This is a genomic window from Kribbella pratensis, assembly GCF_004365355.1.
Classification (GTDB): Bacteria; Actinomycetota; Actinomycetes; order Propionibacteriales; family Kribbellaceae; genus Kribbella.
Map to the genome: position 1 here is coordinate 1,227,442 of NZ_SODP01000003.1, position 15,153 is coordinate 1,242,594.

Consider the following 15,153-nt stretch of genomic DNA (forward strand, 5'->3'; position numbering starts at 1 on the left):
GGATCGACACCATGACGACAGTCATCCGGGAGCAGGACCTGGAGGCGCTGGTTGTCGGCGTCACCCTGCTGGGCTCCGGCGGTGGCGGCGACACCGGTGCGTTCGGGCGGATGCTGCGCCGGCGGCTGGGTGACGGCGAGCTGGTACTGCGGGACGCCGCCGACATGCCGGATGCGCTGGTGAGTCCTATCGGCGTGGTCGGGGCGACCAGTGTGTTGATGGAGAAGCTGCCGAGTGGTGGCGAGTTCGACACCGCGGTACGGGCGGTCAGCCGGTGGGCCGGTGCGGACGTCACCGGGCTGATGCCGCTGGAGGCCGGCGGGCTCAACGGGCTGACGCCGCTGATCGCTGCGCTGGACCTGGGCCTCCCGGTGGTCGACGCCGATCTGATGGGCCGAGCGCTACCGCGGCTGGATCAGTTCTCGTGGGCGGTGGCGGGGCGTTCACTGACGCCCTGCGCACTCAGTGAGCCGAGTGGTCAGGTGATTGTCGTCGACAACGTCGACGCAGCCGGGCTGGAGCGTGCAGTGCGCAGCTTCGTCGCGCACACCGGCGGCTGGGCGGTGCTGGCGCTGGCGCCTACTGCGGTGGAAGCTGCGGCGGCTGACGCGGTGAAGGGGAGTCTGACGCGGGCTCTGGCGCTCGGCCGAGCTCATGCTGCTCTGGAGCCGTGGGCTACGCCGGCTGATATCGCTGACGGTCTGGGCGGTCGGCTGCTCGCGAGCGGGCGGGTGGAGCAGGTTGCCCGGCACCTGATCGCTGATGGTGGCGCTGCGTTCGGTCGCGGCAGTGTCTGCGTGGTGGACTCCACCAGCCGGGCAGTGATCCGGATCGAGACGGAGAACGAATACCTCCTCGCACTGGTCGACGGCACGCCTGCAGTCACCACACCGGACCTGCTGTGCCTGCTGGACCGCCGCACGCTGCAACCCATCGCTGTAGATGCCATCCGCACCGGCGACAAGGTGCTGGTACTCGCACTGCCAGGACCTACGTGGTGGCGCCGGCCCGACCGCCTCACCCACGTCGGCCCTCAAGCCTTCGGCCTCGCCTGCGCACCCCAGCTGCTGGAGGCATCATGACTACAGGGCGGCCGGGACTGTCTCCATCGCTGGCGGCCATGCTCACTTCACCCGGCTGGTCGGATGTCGTAGTGCTCGGTGGCGGTGGGGATCCTGGGACGCGGCTGACGGGGTCCGTGGTGGCGTTGGAGGTGTCAGTCCATCCGGAGCCGCTGGACGGCCAGGTGCTCGTCGTACTGCTCGCGGGTGATCACACCGACTGGCGGATCGATGCCCTGATCAGCCGAGCCTCGGCGGCCGGAGCCGGCGCCGTGTTGCTGGCCGGTGTCGAGCCACTGGGACGTGGGGCTCAGCTGCTCGCAGAGAGGTTGCAACTGCCGGTGCTGGGATCGCCGGACCCGCTGGCGGCACATGAGCACCTACGACGCGTCACGGCTGAGCCGGAGATCGTGCGGTCGGACCTGGTGCTCCGGGCAGTCTCGGCGCTGCGCCGGGCTAACGGCGACCTGACGTCAGTACTGCGGACCACCTCACATGTCCTGGAACGACCCGTCACGTTGGCAGGGGTCGACGGCGGCACACTCGCCGGTGAACCGCTGGAGCCCGCCGAGCGGACCGCTTTGGTCGCCGCGTTGCCTCGCGTGCCGGTGGGGTGGGCTGCGCCTTACCGGGTAGACCTGGCCAGTGGTGCTGTGCTGATCGCCGTTGCAGTGCTGGGGGTTGGGCCGGTGTGCTGGTTGGTGGCGCGGTTGCCCGCTGTGGTGCCGGCCGAGGTTGCCGCCGTACCTGAGGTGCTGGGTGTGGTTGCCCCGGCGGTGGGGGAGCGGTTGGCGTTGCGGCGGTTGGAGTTGGAGCGGGATGCGCGCCAACGTACGTCGCTGCTCGGTGAACTGCTGCAGGGTGAGCCGTCGGAGGCTACGCGTCGACGCGCGGTGGATCTTGGCTGGCAGCTCGACGGGTGGCACACGGGCATCCGGATCGGCGCGGACGGACATCTGGATGTCGCAGGTCGGCGTACCGATGTGGTGGAGGCGTTCGACGCCGAGGGTCTGCAGGCGGTCGTCGTGGAGCAGGGTGATGGGTGGTCGGCGTGGATCACCGCGGTGAGTGAACCGACCGCGACCGAGGTGCAGGAGCAAGCGGCGACGATCCGGCGGGTGCAGCGTCGGTTGGTGCAGACGGTTGATGCGTACGTCGGTGTCGGCCGCGTGCAGGCTGGTCCGAGCGGTATCGCCACCACGCTGGCCGAAGCCGGTGATGCGGCCGGGCTGGCGCGCGGACGTGCGGAAACTGGTCGCTTCCTGCACGTTGACCGGCTGGGGCTCGCTCAACTGCTGCTGGCGTGGACCCGCACCGACACCTTCCAGCCCGCTGCCCAGGCTCTCCTAGCCCCGATCAGGGATCAGCCCGGCGATCTCGTCACCACGCTGGCGGTCTACCTCGACACAGAGTCCTCCGTCGCCGAAACCGCCGCAGTACTAGGCATCCACCGCAACACCGCGGCCGCCCGAATCCAGAAGATCCAGCACCTTCTCGGCGTGGACCTCACCAACCCCGACGAACGCCTGGCGCTGCATCTCGCCTCCCGCACCACTCCTGCGGAGTAGTGCGGGAGGAGCGGGGCGGGCGACAAGGCGAGCGGCGGCCCGGCGCCTGCGACCCGCGGAGCGCGGGCACCCGGCCTGCGACCCGTAGCGGAGCGCGGGCACCCAGTCCTGCGACCCGTAGCGGAGCGCGGGCACCCCGGCCTGCGACCCGTTGCGGAGCGCGGGTGCCCCGCTACGGGGTCGGGGCGTCTTCGCGGAGTAAGCCTGCGGCCTTCAGGTCCGACCAGAGGGTGCTTGGGATCTTGGCGCGGGACAGCGCTGCGTTGGTGTGGACCTCTTCGGGAGTGCGGCAGCCGACTGCGATGCCTCCGACCGCGGGGTGGGCCAGCGGGAAGGCGAGCGCGGCGGCGGGCAGCGTCGTACCGTGTGACTCGCAGATGTCGGCGAGTTTGTTCGCCTTGTCGAGCAGGGCCTGTGCTGCCGGCTCGTAGTTGAAGGTGGCTCCCGGCACCGGACGCGGCTGCGACAGCAGACCCGAGTTGAAGATGCCGACGGCAACGACCTGGACGTTGTGCTCCAAGCATGCCGGGAGTACGTCGTCGAGCGCGTCCGGGTCGATCAACGTGTAGCGACCGGCGAGCATGATCACGTCGATGTCGATCTCCTGGACGAACCGGGTCAGCATCGCCGACTGGTTCATCCCGGAGCCGATCGCGCCGATCACGCCCTGTTCGCGGAGCTCGATCAGCGTCGGGAAGGCGGTCGCGGCCGCCTCCTCGTAGTGATCGTCCGGGTCGTGCACGAACACGACGTCGAGCCGGTCGGTGCCGATCCGCTGCAGCGAGTCCTCGATGCTCCGCAGGACGCCGTCCCGGCTGAAGTCCCACCGCCGGCGCCGGGTCGTGTCGACCGCGAATCCCTCGTCGTCGGTCGCCGCCTCGTCGGCGTGGTAGATGATCCGCCCGACCTTGCTCGACAGCACGTACGCGTCGCGCGGCTTGTCCCGCAGCCCGGCGCCGAGCCGCTCCTCGGCCAGGCCCAGACCGTAGTGCGGCGCGGTGTCGAAGTACCGCCAGCCCTCGTCCCACGCCGCGTTCACGGTGGCGATGGCTTCGACGTCGCTGACCTCGCCGAGCAGGTTGCCAAGCGGCGCACCGCCGAGCCCGACGCGCTGGTCGTCCGGGAAGAGCTTCATCAGCGCACCGCCGGCAGTCGCAGGTTCTGCATCCCGCCGTCGACGGCCAGCGCAGTACCCGTGGTCGAACCCGACAGCGGGCTGGCCAGGTAGGCAATCGCGTTCGCGACCTCGTCCGCCGACACCAGGCGACCCATCGGCTGCCGGGCCTCGAGCGCGGCCCGCTCGGCCTCAGGGTCGGACGCGACGTCGAGCAGCCGGCCGACCCACGGGGTGTCCGCCGTACCCGGGTTCACGCAGTTCACCCGGATGCCTTCGCGGACGTGATCCGCGGCCATCGCCATCGTCAGCGCGAGGACGGCGCCCTTGCTCGCGGAGTACACCGCGCGGTTCGGCAGGCCGGCAGTCGCGGCGACCGAGCAGGTGTTGACGATCGCGGCCGCCTCCGACTTGCGCAGGTGCGGCAGCGCGGCCCGGGTCACCCGGGCGATCCCGACCACGTTCACGTCGAACACCCGGTGCCACTCGTCGTCGTCGTTCGCGGCGACCGTACCCTGCGCGCCGATCCCGGCGTTGTTCACCACGATGTCGATCCCGCCGAGCTGCAGCGCCGCGGCGGCGACCGCGTCCCGGATCGAGCCGTCGTCGGTGACATCCGCGGCGATCCCGGTCAGCGGCGCGTCGACCTCGGGCTTCAGATCGAACACGACCACCTGGGCGCCGCGGGCCGCGAGCAGCTTGGCCGCCGCCAGGCCGATGCCCGATGCACCGCCGGTCACCACGGCCCGAAGGCCGGCGAAGTCCGTCACTTCTTCTCCTCTGTCAGGTCTGTCCAGATCTTGCCACCCGGGAACCGGAAGTCGGTCAGCGTCTCAGCGTCCATCTCGGCGCCGAACCCGGGCCGCACCGGTGCCACGTAGTGCCCGTCCCGGATCACCACGGGATCCAGGAAGTGCTCGTGCAGGTGGTCGACGTACTCGATCACCCGGTCCTGCATCGATCCGCTCACCGCGACGTAGTCGAACATCGACAGGTGCTGGACCAGCTCACACAGTCCTACCCCGCCGGCGTGCGGGCACACCGGTACGCCGAACTTCGCGGCGAGCAGCAGGTTCGCGATGTTCTCGTTCACGCCGGCGACGCGGGCCGAGTCGAGCTGCAGCACCGAGAGCGACCCGGCCTGCAGCATCTGCTTGAAGATCACCCGGTTCTGCACGTGCTCACCGGTCGCGACCTTGATCGGCGCGATCGCCCGCGCGATCGTCGCGTGCCCGAGGATGTCGTCCGGGCTGGTCGGCTCCTCGACCCAGTAGACGTCGTACGGCGCCAGCGCCTCGACCCAGCGGATCGCCTCGGCGACGTCCCAGCGCTGGTTGGCGTCGACCGCGATCCGGATCTCCGGCCCGACCGCCTCGCGGGCCAGCTGCATCCGGCGGATGTCGTCGTCGAGGTTCGCGCCGACTTTGAGCTTGATCTGGGTGAACCCGTCGGCGACCGCCTCGTGACACAGCCGGACCAGTTTCGCGTCGTCGTACCCGAGCCAGCCGGGCGTCGTCGTGTACGCCGGGTAGCCGCGCTCCCGCAGTACCGCTTCCCGCTCCGCGCGCCCGGGCTTCGCCTGCCGCAGGATCTCCAGCGCTTCGTCCGGCGTCAGCGCGTCGGTCAGGTAGCGGAAGTCGACCAGGTCGACGATCTGCTCCGGGGTCAGGTCGGACAGCAGCTTCCACAGCGGCACGCCGGCGCGCTTGGCGGCCAGGTCCCAGACCGCGTTGACGACCGCGCCGATCGCCATGTGCATGACGCCCTTCTCCGGGCCGAGCCAGCGCAGTTGCGAGTCGTGCACGAGCGACTTCCAGAACCCGCCGAGATCGCTCAGCGTCGCGTCCAGGTCGAGCCCGAGCACGTGGTCGCGGAGAGCCTCGATCGCCGCGGTCTCGACGTCGTTGCCCCGGCCGATCGTGAACGCGAAGCCGTGGCCCTCCAGCCCGTCACCGGCGTCGGTCCGCAGGATCACGTACGCCGCGGAGTAGTCCGGGTCGGTGTTCATCGCGTCGGAGCCGTCCAGGTCCAGCGACGTGGGAAAGCGGACGTCGTACGTCTCGAACTCGGTGAATCGTGGCATCGAGGACCCGATCTGCAGCGGTGGGCGGACTGTCGAAGGGAATCCTATAGGATATGTGGCCAGCGCGGCACCTGTCGGGGCGTGAGAACGACGGCCCCCGTTACAGTCGGTGGCGTGACTGGCGAGCGCGACGGGGTACTGCGGCTGGGCAACCGGTCGTTCGCGGTGGGTGAGTTCGCCCTGATGGCGATCGTCAATCGGACGCCGGACTCGTTCTTCGACCGCGGTGCGACGTACGCGACGGACGCGGCGTACGAGGCGATCGACCAGGCGGTCGCGGACGGTGCCGACCTGGTCGATATCGGTGGCGTGAAGGCCGGGTACGGCGAACCCGTCAGCGAGGACGAGGAGCTTCGCCGGACCGTGGAGTTCGTGGCCGGTATCCGGGCGCGCCACCCGTCGCTGGTGATCAGCGTGGACACCTACCGCAGCGGGGTCGCACGCCGGGTCGCCGAGGCCGGCGCGGATCTGCTCAACGACACCTGGGCAGGCGCCGACCCCGAACTCGTGTACGCCGCCGCGGAGGCCGGGATCGGGCTGGTCTGCAGCCACGTCGGCGGTCTCTCGCCGCGCACGGACCCGCACCGGATGGCGTACGACGACGTGGTCGCCGACGTGATCCGTACGACGACCGCGCTGGCCGATCGCGCCGTCGCAGCCGGCGTACGGCCGGACGGGATCCTGATCGACCCGACGCACGACTTCGGCAAGAACACGCTGCAGTCGCTCGAACTGACCCGCCGCCTCGACGAGCTCGCCGCGACGGGCTGGCCGGTCCTGGTCGCGGTGTCGAACAAAGACTTCATCGGCGAGACGCTGGAGTTGCCGCCGGGGCAGCGTGGCAACGGGACGCTGGCTGCGCTGAGCGTCTCGGCCTGGCTCGGCGCGCGGGTCTTCCGTGTGCACGACGTACCAGCGGCTCGCCAGGCGCTCGATTTCATCGCCGTACTGCGGGGCAGTGCGCAGCCCGCCGGAACCCGAAGGAGCCTGGCCTGATGCGTGGACTCGAGGAACTGTCCGACGAGGAACTGATCGCCGTCTACGAGGTCGAGGACCGGTCGGCGCCGCACCTGCGGGCGAACTTCGTCAGCAGCCTGGACGGCGCGGTCGAGATCGACGGGAAGTCGAAGGCGCTGTCGAGCGACTCGGACAGCCGGGTGTTCAGCATGGTGCGGCGGCTGGCGGACGTGGTGCTGGTCGGCGCCGGGACGATCCGCGAGGAGGGGTACAACCCGCTGCGGTTGTCGAAGGCGGCGCGGGAATGGCGTACAGCTGCGGGACTCGCGGAGAACCCGACGCTGGCGATCGTGTCGTCGCGGCTCGAGTTGAGCCCGGTGAACCCGGTGTTCCAGTCCGCCGTACGGCCGATCGTGGTGACGCACGAGGCGTCGCCGGCGGAGCGGCGGGAGGCGCTGGGGGAGGTCGCGGACCTGATCGTCCTGGGGGCCGGCGAGGTCGACCTGCAGGCGGTCGTCGACGAGTTAGCGGCGCGGGAGATGCCGCAGATCCTTTGCGAGGGCGGGCCGCACCTCTTGGGTGCGCTCACCGAGGCCGACCTGGTCGATGAGCTGTGTCTGGCCTTGGCTCCGCTCCTGGCGGGTCCGGGCGCCGGGCGCATCACAGCAGGTCTTCCGACGACCCTCACCCGCCAGATGAAGCTCCGGACCACCCTGCAGGCCGAGGACGACTACCTGTTCTTCCGCTACACCCGTGAGGCCTGACCCATGCCCGCTGATCGCCGGGAGGCCTAGGTCGTGCCCGTTGTCGCCGCTGCTGTCTGCCCGCATCCGCCGCTGCTCGTGCCCGAGGTCGCTTCCGGCGCAGCCCCCGAACTCGACGACCTGCGCACCGCTTGCCTGGCTGCGGTCGACGCCCTCTCCACCGCATCCACGATCGTGGTCATCGGCTCGGCGGCGCCCGCCGTACCATACGGTTTGGTACGGTTCCCGGCCGCCGCGGGCGGCTCGTTCGCGGCATATGGGGCGCCCGGAGTGCGGATCGGCAGCGGCGACCCCGTGCTCCCGCTGTCGCTCGCGATCGGCGGGTGGCTGCTGGAGCAGTCGAAAGCGACCGGGTTGCCGCGCACGTACGTCGCCGTACCGACCTCCGCGACGCCCGACGAGTGCCTGGGTCTGGGGCGGGAAATTGCTGCAGGCAACGACCGTGTCGGCCTGCTGGTGATGGGCGACGGCTCGGCCCGCCGCAGCGAGCACTCGCCGGTACATCTCCACCCGCGCGCGGAGATCTTCGACACCACCGTCGCATCCGCCTTGCAGCACAGGGATCTCGACGTACTCGCAGCCCTCGACCCCGACCTGGCGACGGAACTGCAGGCCGCCGGCCGCGCCCCTTGGCAGGTACTCGCCGGTGCTCTCGAAAGCGCTACGCTCACGCCCGACCTGACCTACAACGTCGCGCCGTACGGCGTCGGCTACCTCGTCGCAGCGTTCACCTAGATACTGACCGGGTGACTGAGGAACGGACGGGGTACCGGCGATCGGTGAAGTCGCCGCGCGGTGAGGCGCGGCGCCGCGAACTGCTGGACAAGGTCGCGGACGAACTCGGGACGAACGGCCTGGTCGACTTCTCGCTCCGGCGCGCGGCGCGGGCGGCGGGTACGACGCACAAGGTGCTCCTGTACCACTTCGACGGCGCCGAGGATCTGCTCACGCAAGCAGTCCTGCAGCTCCGCCAACGACGCATCACCCGCGCGCTCGCCGCCGCATCCGAAGGTCCCGGCGACCGCTCGCTCGCGGACCGGGTGCGCTCCATGTGGCCGACACTCATCGGCGAGGAGTCGTGGGTCCTCGACCAGGCGATCGGGCTCGCGATGTACGACGCCCCGCGGTACGCCGATCTCGCGCGGACCGCCTCGCGCCAGTACATGCCGACGCTGCTGTCGCTGTGTCCGGAGTCGTGGTCGGAGCAACGCCGGCAGGAGGTCGCCGAGTTGATCCTCGCCACCCTCCGCGGCTTCCTGATCGAGTGGCGGACCAGCGGCGACGCGGCCGGGATCGAGGCGGGGCTGGCGGCACTGACCCGCGCGCTGGAGCGTGAAGAACAGGCCAACTAAGGCTCCTGGACAGTTTGCGAACCACGTGGTTCACTTTTCTCATGCGCGAGAAAGTGAGCTTCATCAGCGGTGGGGTCGCGTGTGCGGCCTGGCACTACCCGGGAACCAACGGTGGGTGCGTGGTGATGACCGGCGGCTTCGCAGTGACGAAGGAGCCGGGGACGGACCGCTTCGCGGAGCGGTTCAACGCGGCCGGGTTCAGCGTGCTGGCCTTCGACCACCGGAACTTCGGCGAGAGCGCGGGCGAGCCGCGCCAGGTCGCCCGGATCCCCGACCAGCTCGACGACTGGCGGGCGGCGATCGCCTACGCCGCCGCGCTTCCGGGCGTCGAGCGGGTGGCGATCTGGGCGTTCTCACTTCCCGGCGGCTACATCCTTCAGCTCGCCTCGGAGGACCTCGGTATCTCCGCCGCCATCGCCCAGTCACCGAACGTAGACGGCCCGACCGTCACCCGGAACGCCTCCCGCTACCAAACCCCTGGCGCCGCCCTTCGCCTCGTAGGCCGCGCCATCCTCGACAACCTGGGCGCACTGGTCGGCCGCAAACCGCGACTGGTAGCGCTGGCCGGCCCACCCGGCACAGTCGCCCTGCTCAACACCCCCGACGCCCAGCAGACCGATGAGGCCCTGGACCCCGACAACCGCTACCGCGACTGGCAACAGACGCTCGCCGCCCGCTCCGTCTTCCCAGCTGCCCTCTACCGCCCCACTAAGTACGCCCCGAACGTCCGGTGTCCGCTCCTGTACGTCGTCTGCGAAGCCGACCAGTCAGCCCTGGCAGCCCCCGCGGTAGCCGCAGCCAAGCGCACCCCGACCGCAGAGCTCCTTCAGGTCCCCGGCGGCCATTACGCGCCGTTCCTCGACGCGCACGAGCAGGTCGTCGAGGCCGAGCTGGCTTTCCTCACCCGGCACCTTTCCGGAAAGAACCAGTCACCCAGCGCCGATAAGTCACCGCAAACCGCTGCTTAGCGCTCGATCGGAACGTCCGGCCAACGGGCCGAGGTCGCGGCCAGGTCATCGCGACCAGCTGCCCGCAACTGGTCGATCAGCTCGGTGCGGGCCGCTTGTACGACGGCAGCCGCGGCGTCGGCCGACTCGTGTGGACCGGACCAGTTGCACACGGCGTCGCCTGCGTACCAGTCGCCCGACGCGGCACGTCGTACGTGAGCTGTCGCGAGCCGGGACGCCGGAAGGTCGACACCGGCGAGCTCGACAACCGCCTCGACTGCGACCACCTCGGCGTCGAGGTCGAGCAGCGGCCGCAGCTCCAGTGCGTCGGTCAGGACGAACTCGTAGCCGTCCGGCGCACGCTCAGCCAGCCAGGCAAGGGCTTGCTGAGCGGTGTCCTCGAGGAGCCGGGCGTTGGATGGATCAGCCAGCGTGTGTACTCCGACCAGCCGCGTGTGGGTCGGGCGCAGTTCGTTCTGCCAGAGCCGCACCTGCAGCTCGTCCCGACCGGACAGCCGACGGCCCAGGATCCGCGCCAGCCCGACCACATCAAAGTTCAACTCGTCCGGTGTCCGCTTACGGCCGGGCTCGAACGGCTCTCCGGGGCGAGTGCCGCGAGTGGTCCAGGGGCCGACATGCCACCGAGTCAGAACTGTCACACCCAGACCCTAACCAAGCCTGGCCGCGGGCCTTCCGACGTCATTTCGCTCAGGGCGAAATCGGGTGTCCTGATCCGGCCGGAAAGTGTCGGTGGCCTCGGGAAGCATGCTGTGCATGAATCGACAGGCAGTGCAGACGTCACCGATGGGTAATTCCTTGTCGGTTGTCCAGTTCTGGGTCCGGAGCTAGGTTCGCTGACGTGACCTCGCCCGGTGGTTCTCCGGCGACGACTCCGATCGGCTCCCGGGCCGAAGCGGAGGGGTACGTCGCGATGGTCTGTTTCAAGCACGGTCCACCTCGGCTGTACGGCGTCGAGCTCGAGTGGACGGTGCATCACGCGGATGATCCGCACCGGCCCCTCGACGCCGGCCGGTTGAGCAAAGCCCTGGGGCTGCATGCCCCCGCGACCCTGGTGAGAGGCAGTCCGCAACTGCCGCTGAGCCGGGGCGCCCTGGTCACCGTCGAGCCCGGCGGCCAGGTCGAGATCTCAGTACCCGCGGCGGAATCGATTCCCCGGTTGATCGACGACACCGCCGCCGACGCCGCCGAGCTCACGGCGCTCCTCATGGACGCGGGCCTGATTCCCGGCGCCTACGGCCTGGACCCGTTCCGCGCACCCCGCCGCATCCTCACCGTCCCGCGCTACGCGGCGATGGAACACGCGTTCCAGCGGCTCGGACCGCACGGCCCGCGGATGATGTGCAGCACGGCGGGCCTGCAGATCTGTCTCGACGCCGGCGAACAGGACGAGACCGCAGTGCGCTGGCGCGCCCTGCACGATCTCGGTCCCGCCCTCGTCGGTCTCTTCGCCAACTCCCGCCGTCGCGCCGGTTCGGACACCGGGTGGGCCTCTGCCCGGACCGAGGCGACCTTCGGGACCTGTGCCCCGTTCACCGAGCCGCCGCCGTTGGACGGCGACCCGGCTGCGGCGTGGGCGCGGACGGCGATGGAGGCGCCGGTGCTGTGCCTGCGGCGCGGCGACACCTGGGACGCACCGACCGGCCTGACCTTCGGCGCCTGGGCGGACGGACTGGCGGACGGACAGGTTCCCGGCGGCCGACCGACGTACGACGACCTGGACTATCACCTGTCCACGCTGTTCCCGCCCGTGCGACCGCGCGGGTACCTCGAGGTGCGGTACCTCGACGCGCAGGCGGGGGACGGGTGGATCGCCCCGACCCTGCTGCTCACCGCACTGATGTCCGCGCCGATGGACCAGGTCCTGGCCGCGGCCGAGCCCGCGGCGGGTCGCTGGTTCCCGGCGGCTCGTGAAGGGCTGGCGGACAAGCTGGTCCTGCAGGCCGCGCGAGACGTGGTCGACCTCGGCACCGAGGTGCTGGACCGGACCGGTGCGGATCCCGAACTCATCGCTGCCGTCGCAACCCGGCTGCAGCGCATCGTCGACGACACCCACGGAAGGCGAGCTTCGTGAATCACCAACTATCAGACCTGTCACCGGAAGGCCTGCGTGCCTTCGTCGGCGAGCAGCTGGAGCGGTCCCGGTCGCGGACCGTGCAGCTGACCGACGCGGTCGACACCGACGACCTGGTCAAGCAGCACTCCAAGCTCATGTCGCCACTGGTCTGGGACTACGCGCACATCGGCAACCAGGAGGAGCTCTGGCTGGTCCGCGACGTCGGCGGCCGTGAGCCGCTGCGTCAGGACATCGACGAGCTGTACGACGCGTTCCAGCACCCGCGCGCGGAGCGGCCGGCATTGCCGCTGCTCGGCCCGTCCGAGACCCGCGCGTACGTGACCGAAGTACGCGACAAGGTCATGGACGTGCTTGACCACGTGAAGTTCGACGGCGGACGTGAGCTCGTCGACAACGCGTTCGCGTTCGGCATGATCACGCAGCACGAGCAGCAGCACGACGAGACGATGCTGGCCACGCATCAGCTACGTGCCGGTGCACCCGTGCTCGACGCGCCACCGCCGCCGCAGGGACGGGAGCTGCCCCGCAGGGAGGTGTTCGTTCCGGGCGGTGTGTTCGAGATGGGTACGTCGATCGAGCCGTGGGCGCTGGACAACGAGCGACCGGCGCACGCGGTGCACGTTGCGCCGTACGTGATCGACACGGTCCCGGTGACGAACGGCGACTACTTGGGCTTCGTGCTCGCCGGCGGGTATCAGGACCCGCGGTGGTGGTCCGACGCTGGATGGCAGCACGTGCAGAAGGCTTCGCTGGTCGCGCCGCGGTTCTGGTCGCACGACAACGGGGAGTGGTCGCGTCTCAGGTTCGGGCACCGGGAGCAGCTGCCGTTGGACGAGCCGGTCATGCACGTCTGCTTCTACGAGGCCGAGGCGTACGCGAAGTGGGCCGGGAAGCGGCTGCCGACCGAGGAGGAGTGGGAGTTCGCGGCGCGGTTCGACCCGGCCAGCGGCCGGACCCGGCGGTTCCCGTGGGGCGACGAGTCGCCGGGCCCGCAGCATGCGAACCTCGGCCAGCGCCACCTCAGGCCGGCACCGGTCGGTGCCTACCCGGCGGGCGCGTCGCCGTTGGGTGTCGAGCAGTTGATCGGCGACACCTGGGAGTGGACGTCGAGCGACTTCCACCCCTACCCCGGCTTCCGCGCGTGGCCGTACGACGAGTACTCGCTGGTGTTCTTCGGACCGGACTACAAGGTGCTCCGCGGCGGCTCGTTCGGAACCGACGAGGTCGTTGCCCGTGGCACCTTCCGGAACTGGGACTACCCGATCCGCCGGCAGATCTTCGCGGGCTTCCGCTGCGCCCGCGACCCGCGACCCGAGGAATTGCACACCGAGGAGCTGCACGACTGATGTGCCGCCATCTGGCCTACCTCGGCCCACCGGTCACGCTGGCGTCACTCGTCCTCGACCCCGACCATTCGATCTACGAACAGAGCTGGGCCCCGGCCGACATGCGCGGCGGGGGCTCGGTCAACGCCGACGGCTTCGGCCTGGGCTGGTACCCCGAAGGTGACGTCACCGTGTCCGGCGGCCCGGTCCGGTACCGGCGGAGCGTGCCGATCTGGACCGACGAGAACCTCCCCGGTCTGGCCGGCTCGATCCGCTCCGGCGCCGTGATCGCCGCCATCCGGAACGGGACCGTCAACATGCCGTACGGGCAGGCAGCGGTCGCGCCGTTCATGCGCGGCAACTGGCTGTTCAGCCACAACGGACGGATCCCGGGCTGGCCGGACTCGACCCTGAAGCTGGCCGAGCGCCTCCCCGTCGTCGACCTGCTCCGGCTCGACGCATCGGTCGACTCCGCGTTGCTGTGGGCCCTGATCCACAACCGTCTCACCGAAGGTGTTCCGCCGGCGGACGCGGTGGCAACCGTCGTACAAGAAGTCGAAGCGGCTGCGCCCGGTGCCCGGCTGAATGTCCTGCTGACCGACGGCGAGCAACTCGTCGCCACGACGTGGACCCACTCCCTGCACGTCCACCGGACGGCCGATTCAGTGACCGTCAGCTCCGAGCAGTTCGGTCCCCACCAGTGGACCGAAGTACCCGATCGTTCATTGCTGGTGGCTACCGCCACGACCTTGCACATCACCCCGATGGAAGGACAAGAGTGACCCTCATCGACGTACATCTGACCCCGGACTACGTGGCACGTGCGCTGCGGGAGGACGTTCGGGCGGGGTTGTCGGCGACGCCGAAGTGGTTGCCGCCGAAGTGGTTCTACGACGCGCGGGGGAGTGAGCTGTTCGAGGAGATCACCCGCCTGCCGGAGTACTACCCGACGCGGGCCGAGCGGGAGATCCTGCGCGCCCGGGCCGGCGAGATCGCGGCGATCACCAAGGCGCACACGCTGGTCGAGCTCGGATCCGGATCGTCGGAGAAGACCCGGCTGCTGCTGGACGGGCTGCGCGATCGCGGCACGCTGACCAGCTTCGTGCCGCTCGATGTGTCCGAGTCCGCGCTCCGGGAGGCCTCCGACGCCATCAACGTCGACTACCCGACGATCGACGTACGCGGTGTGGTCGGCGACTTCACCGCGCACCTGGACAAGCTGCCTGGCGAGCCGCCGCGGATCGTCGCCTTCCTCGGCGGGACGATCGGCAACCTGATCCCGGCGGAGCGCGAGGCGTTCTACACCTCGATCCGCGACGTCCTCGAGGCCGGCGAATGGCTGCTCCTGGGCACCGATCTCGTCAAGGATCCGGCCACCCTGGTCGCGGCGTACGACGACGCGGCCGGTGTCACCGCGGAGTTCAACAAGAACGTGCTGCGGGTCATCAACCGGCAGCTCGGCGCGGACTTCGACGTCGACGCGTTCGAGCACGTGGCGATCTGGGACGCCGACAACGAGTGGATCGAGATGCACCTGCGAGCCACCCGCGCGATGCAGGTGCTGATCCCGGAGATCCACCTCGAGGTCACGTTCGACGAGGGCGAGGAGCTCAGCACCGAGATCTCCGCCAAGTTCCACCGCTCCGGCGTCGAGGCCGAACTCGACAAAGCGGGCTTCACCCCGGCCGCATGGTGGACCGACAGCGAAGCCCGCTTCGCCTTGTCACTCTGGCAAGCCGTCTAGCTCCACCCCAGTCCACCCCAGCGACCCCCCCGACGCCTCCGTCCCGCGCATCCAGGCCCCATTTCCCTGGCCGACCAGCCAATTTGGCTGGCCGACCCAGCAAATGAGGGGTTCTACACCCCTACTACGGGTGTAGAACCCCT

The 15,153-nt window shown here is 69.9% G+C and carries 15 protein-coding genes; 11 read left to right on the plus strand and 4 right to left on the minus strand.

Features of this window, described 5'->3' with window-relative positions; translation table 11 throughout:
* Positions 1-11 precede the first annotated feature (11 nt).
* Together EV653_RS33850 and EV653_RS33855 are read left to right on the plus strand one after the other, a co-directional pair.
* On the plus strand, positions 12-1,082 hold the full coding sequence (locus EV653_RS33850) for a DUF917 domain-containing protein (RefSeq protein ID WP_134109044.1): 1,071 nt from the start codon (positions 12-14) through the stop codon (positions 1,080-1,082).
* Complete coding sequence (locus EV653_RS33855) at positions 1,079-2,629, plus strand: PucR family transcriptional regulator (protein WP_134109046.1); 1,551 nt, start codon at positions 1,079-1,081, stop codon at positions 2,627-2,629. The genes EV653_RS33850 and EV653_RS33855 overlap by 4 nt, the downstream gene beginning before the upstream one ends.
* 172 nt (positions 2,630-2,801) lie before the next feature.
* On the opposite strand, the gene EV653_RS33860 is transcribed toward EV653_RS33855, so the two are convergent.
* Genes EV653_RS33860 through EV653_RS33870 form a run of 3 tightly spaced genes read right to left on the minus strand, consistent with a single transcriptional unit; the run spans position 2,802 to position 5,826 of the window.
* Positions 2,802-3,764 (minus strand): aldo/keto reductase, encoded by a 963-nt coding sequence (locus tag EV653_RS33860; RefSeq protein ID WP_134109048.1) that lies wholly within the window; start codon positions 3,762-3,764, stop codon positions 2,802-2,804.
* A complete protein-coding gene (locus tag EV653_RS33865) occupies positions 3,764-4,513 on the minus strand; it encodes an SDR family NAD(P)-dependent oxidoreductase (RefSeq protein WP_134109050.1) in 750 nt (249 codons plus the stop codon). The genes EV653_RS33860 and EV653_RS33865 overlap by 1 nt, the downstream gene beginning before the upstream one ends.
* Complete coding sequence (locus EV653_RS33870) at positions 4,510-5,826, minus strand: L-fuconate dehydratase (protein ID WP_134109052.1); 1,317 nt, start codon at positions 5,824-5,826, stop codon at positions 4,510-4,512. Before EV653_RS33870 ends, EV653_RS33865 begins: the two co-directional genes overlap by 4 nt.
* A gap of 183 nt (positions 5,827-6,009) precedes the next feature.
* Between EV653_RS33870 and folP the strand changes: the two genes are divergently transcribed.
* From folP to EV653_RS33895, 5 genes are read left to right on the plus strand one after another with little or no spacing between them, the layout of a single operon-like run.
* A complete protein-coding gene (folP, locus tag EV653_RS33875; protein WP_134109459.1) occupies positions 6,010-6,822 on the plus strand; it encodes a dihydropteroate synthase in 813 nt (270 codons plus the stop codon).
* Positions 6,822-7,547, plus strand: coding sequence for a pyrimidine reductase family protein (locus tag EV653_RS33880; RefSeq protein WP_134109054.1), 726 nt, complete (start codon positions 6,822-6,824; stop codon positions 7,545-7,547). Before folP ends, EV653_RS33880 begins: the two co-directional genes overlap by 1 nt.
* 33 nt (positions 7,548-7,580) lie before the next feature.
* Positions 7,581-8,282 carry a class III extradiol dioxygenase subunit B-like domain-containing protein gene (locus EV653_RS33885; protein ID WP_134109056.1) on the plus strand — a complete coding sequence of 234 codons (702 nt, stop codon included), beginning with the start codon at positions 7,581-7,583 and terminating at the stop codon, positions 8,280-8,282.
* A gap of 11 nt (positions 8,283-8,293) precedes the next feature.
* Positions 8,294-8,899 (plus strand): TetR/AcrR family transcriptional regulator, encoded by a 606-nt coding sequence (locus EV653_RS33890; RefSeq protein ID WP_134109058.1) that lies wholly within the window; start codon positions 8,294-8,296, stop codon positions 8,897-8,899.
* Between the two features lie 41 nt (positions 8,900-8,940).
* Positions 8,941-9,867 (plus strand): alpha/beta hydrolase, encoded by a 927-nt coding sequence (locus EV653_RS33895; RefSeq protein WP_134109060.1) that lies wholly within the window; start codon positions 8,941-8,943, stop codon positions 9,865-9,867.
* Here EV653_RS33895 and EV653_RS33900 read toward each other — a convergent pair.
* On the minus strand, positions 9,864-10,505 hold the full coding sequence (locus tag EV653_RS33900; protein ID WP_134109062.1) for a hypothetical protein: 642 nt from the start codon (positions 10,503-10,505) through the stop codon (positions 9,864-9,866). The genes EV653_RS33895 and EV653_RS33900 overlap by 4 nt on opposite strands.
* Before the next feature lie 200 nt (positions 10,506-10,705).
* Between EV653_RS33900 and EV653_RS33905 the strand changes: the two genes are divergently transcribed.
* The 4 genes from EV653_RS33905 to egtD are packed head-to-tail and all read left to right on the plus strand — an operon-like array spanning position 10,706 to position 15,010.
* Entirely contained in the window at positions 10,706-11,938 is a 1,233-nt protein-coding gene (locus tag EV653_RS33905; protein ID WP_134109064.1) for a glutamate-cysteine ligase family protein, read from the plus strand.
* A complete protein-coding gene (egtB, locus tag EV653_RS33910; protein WP_134109066.1) occupies positions 11,935-13,287 on the plus strand; it encodes an ergothioneine biosynthesis protein EgtB in 1,353 nt (450 codons plus the stop codon). Before EV653_RS33905 ends, egtB begins: the two co-directional genes overlap by 4 nt.
* A complete protein-coding gene (gene egtC, locus EV653_RS33915; protein WP_134109068.1) occupies positions 13,287-14,048 on the plus strand; it encodes an ergothioneine biosynthesis protein EgtC in 762 nt (253 codons plus the stop codon). The genes egtB and egtC overlap by 1 nt, the downstream gene beginning before the upstream one ends.
* On the plus strand, positions 14,045-15,010 hold the full coding sequence (egtD, locus tag EV653_RS33920) for an L-histidine N(alpha)-methyltransferase (protein WP_134109070.1): 966 nt from the start codon (positions 14,045-14,047) through the stop codon (positions 15,008-15,010). The genes egtC and egtD overlap by 4 nt, the downstream gene beginning before the upstream one ends.
* Positions 15,011-15,153 lie beyond the last annotated feature (143 nt).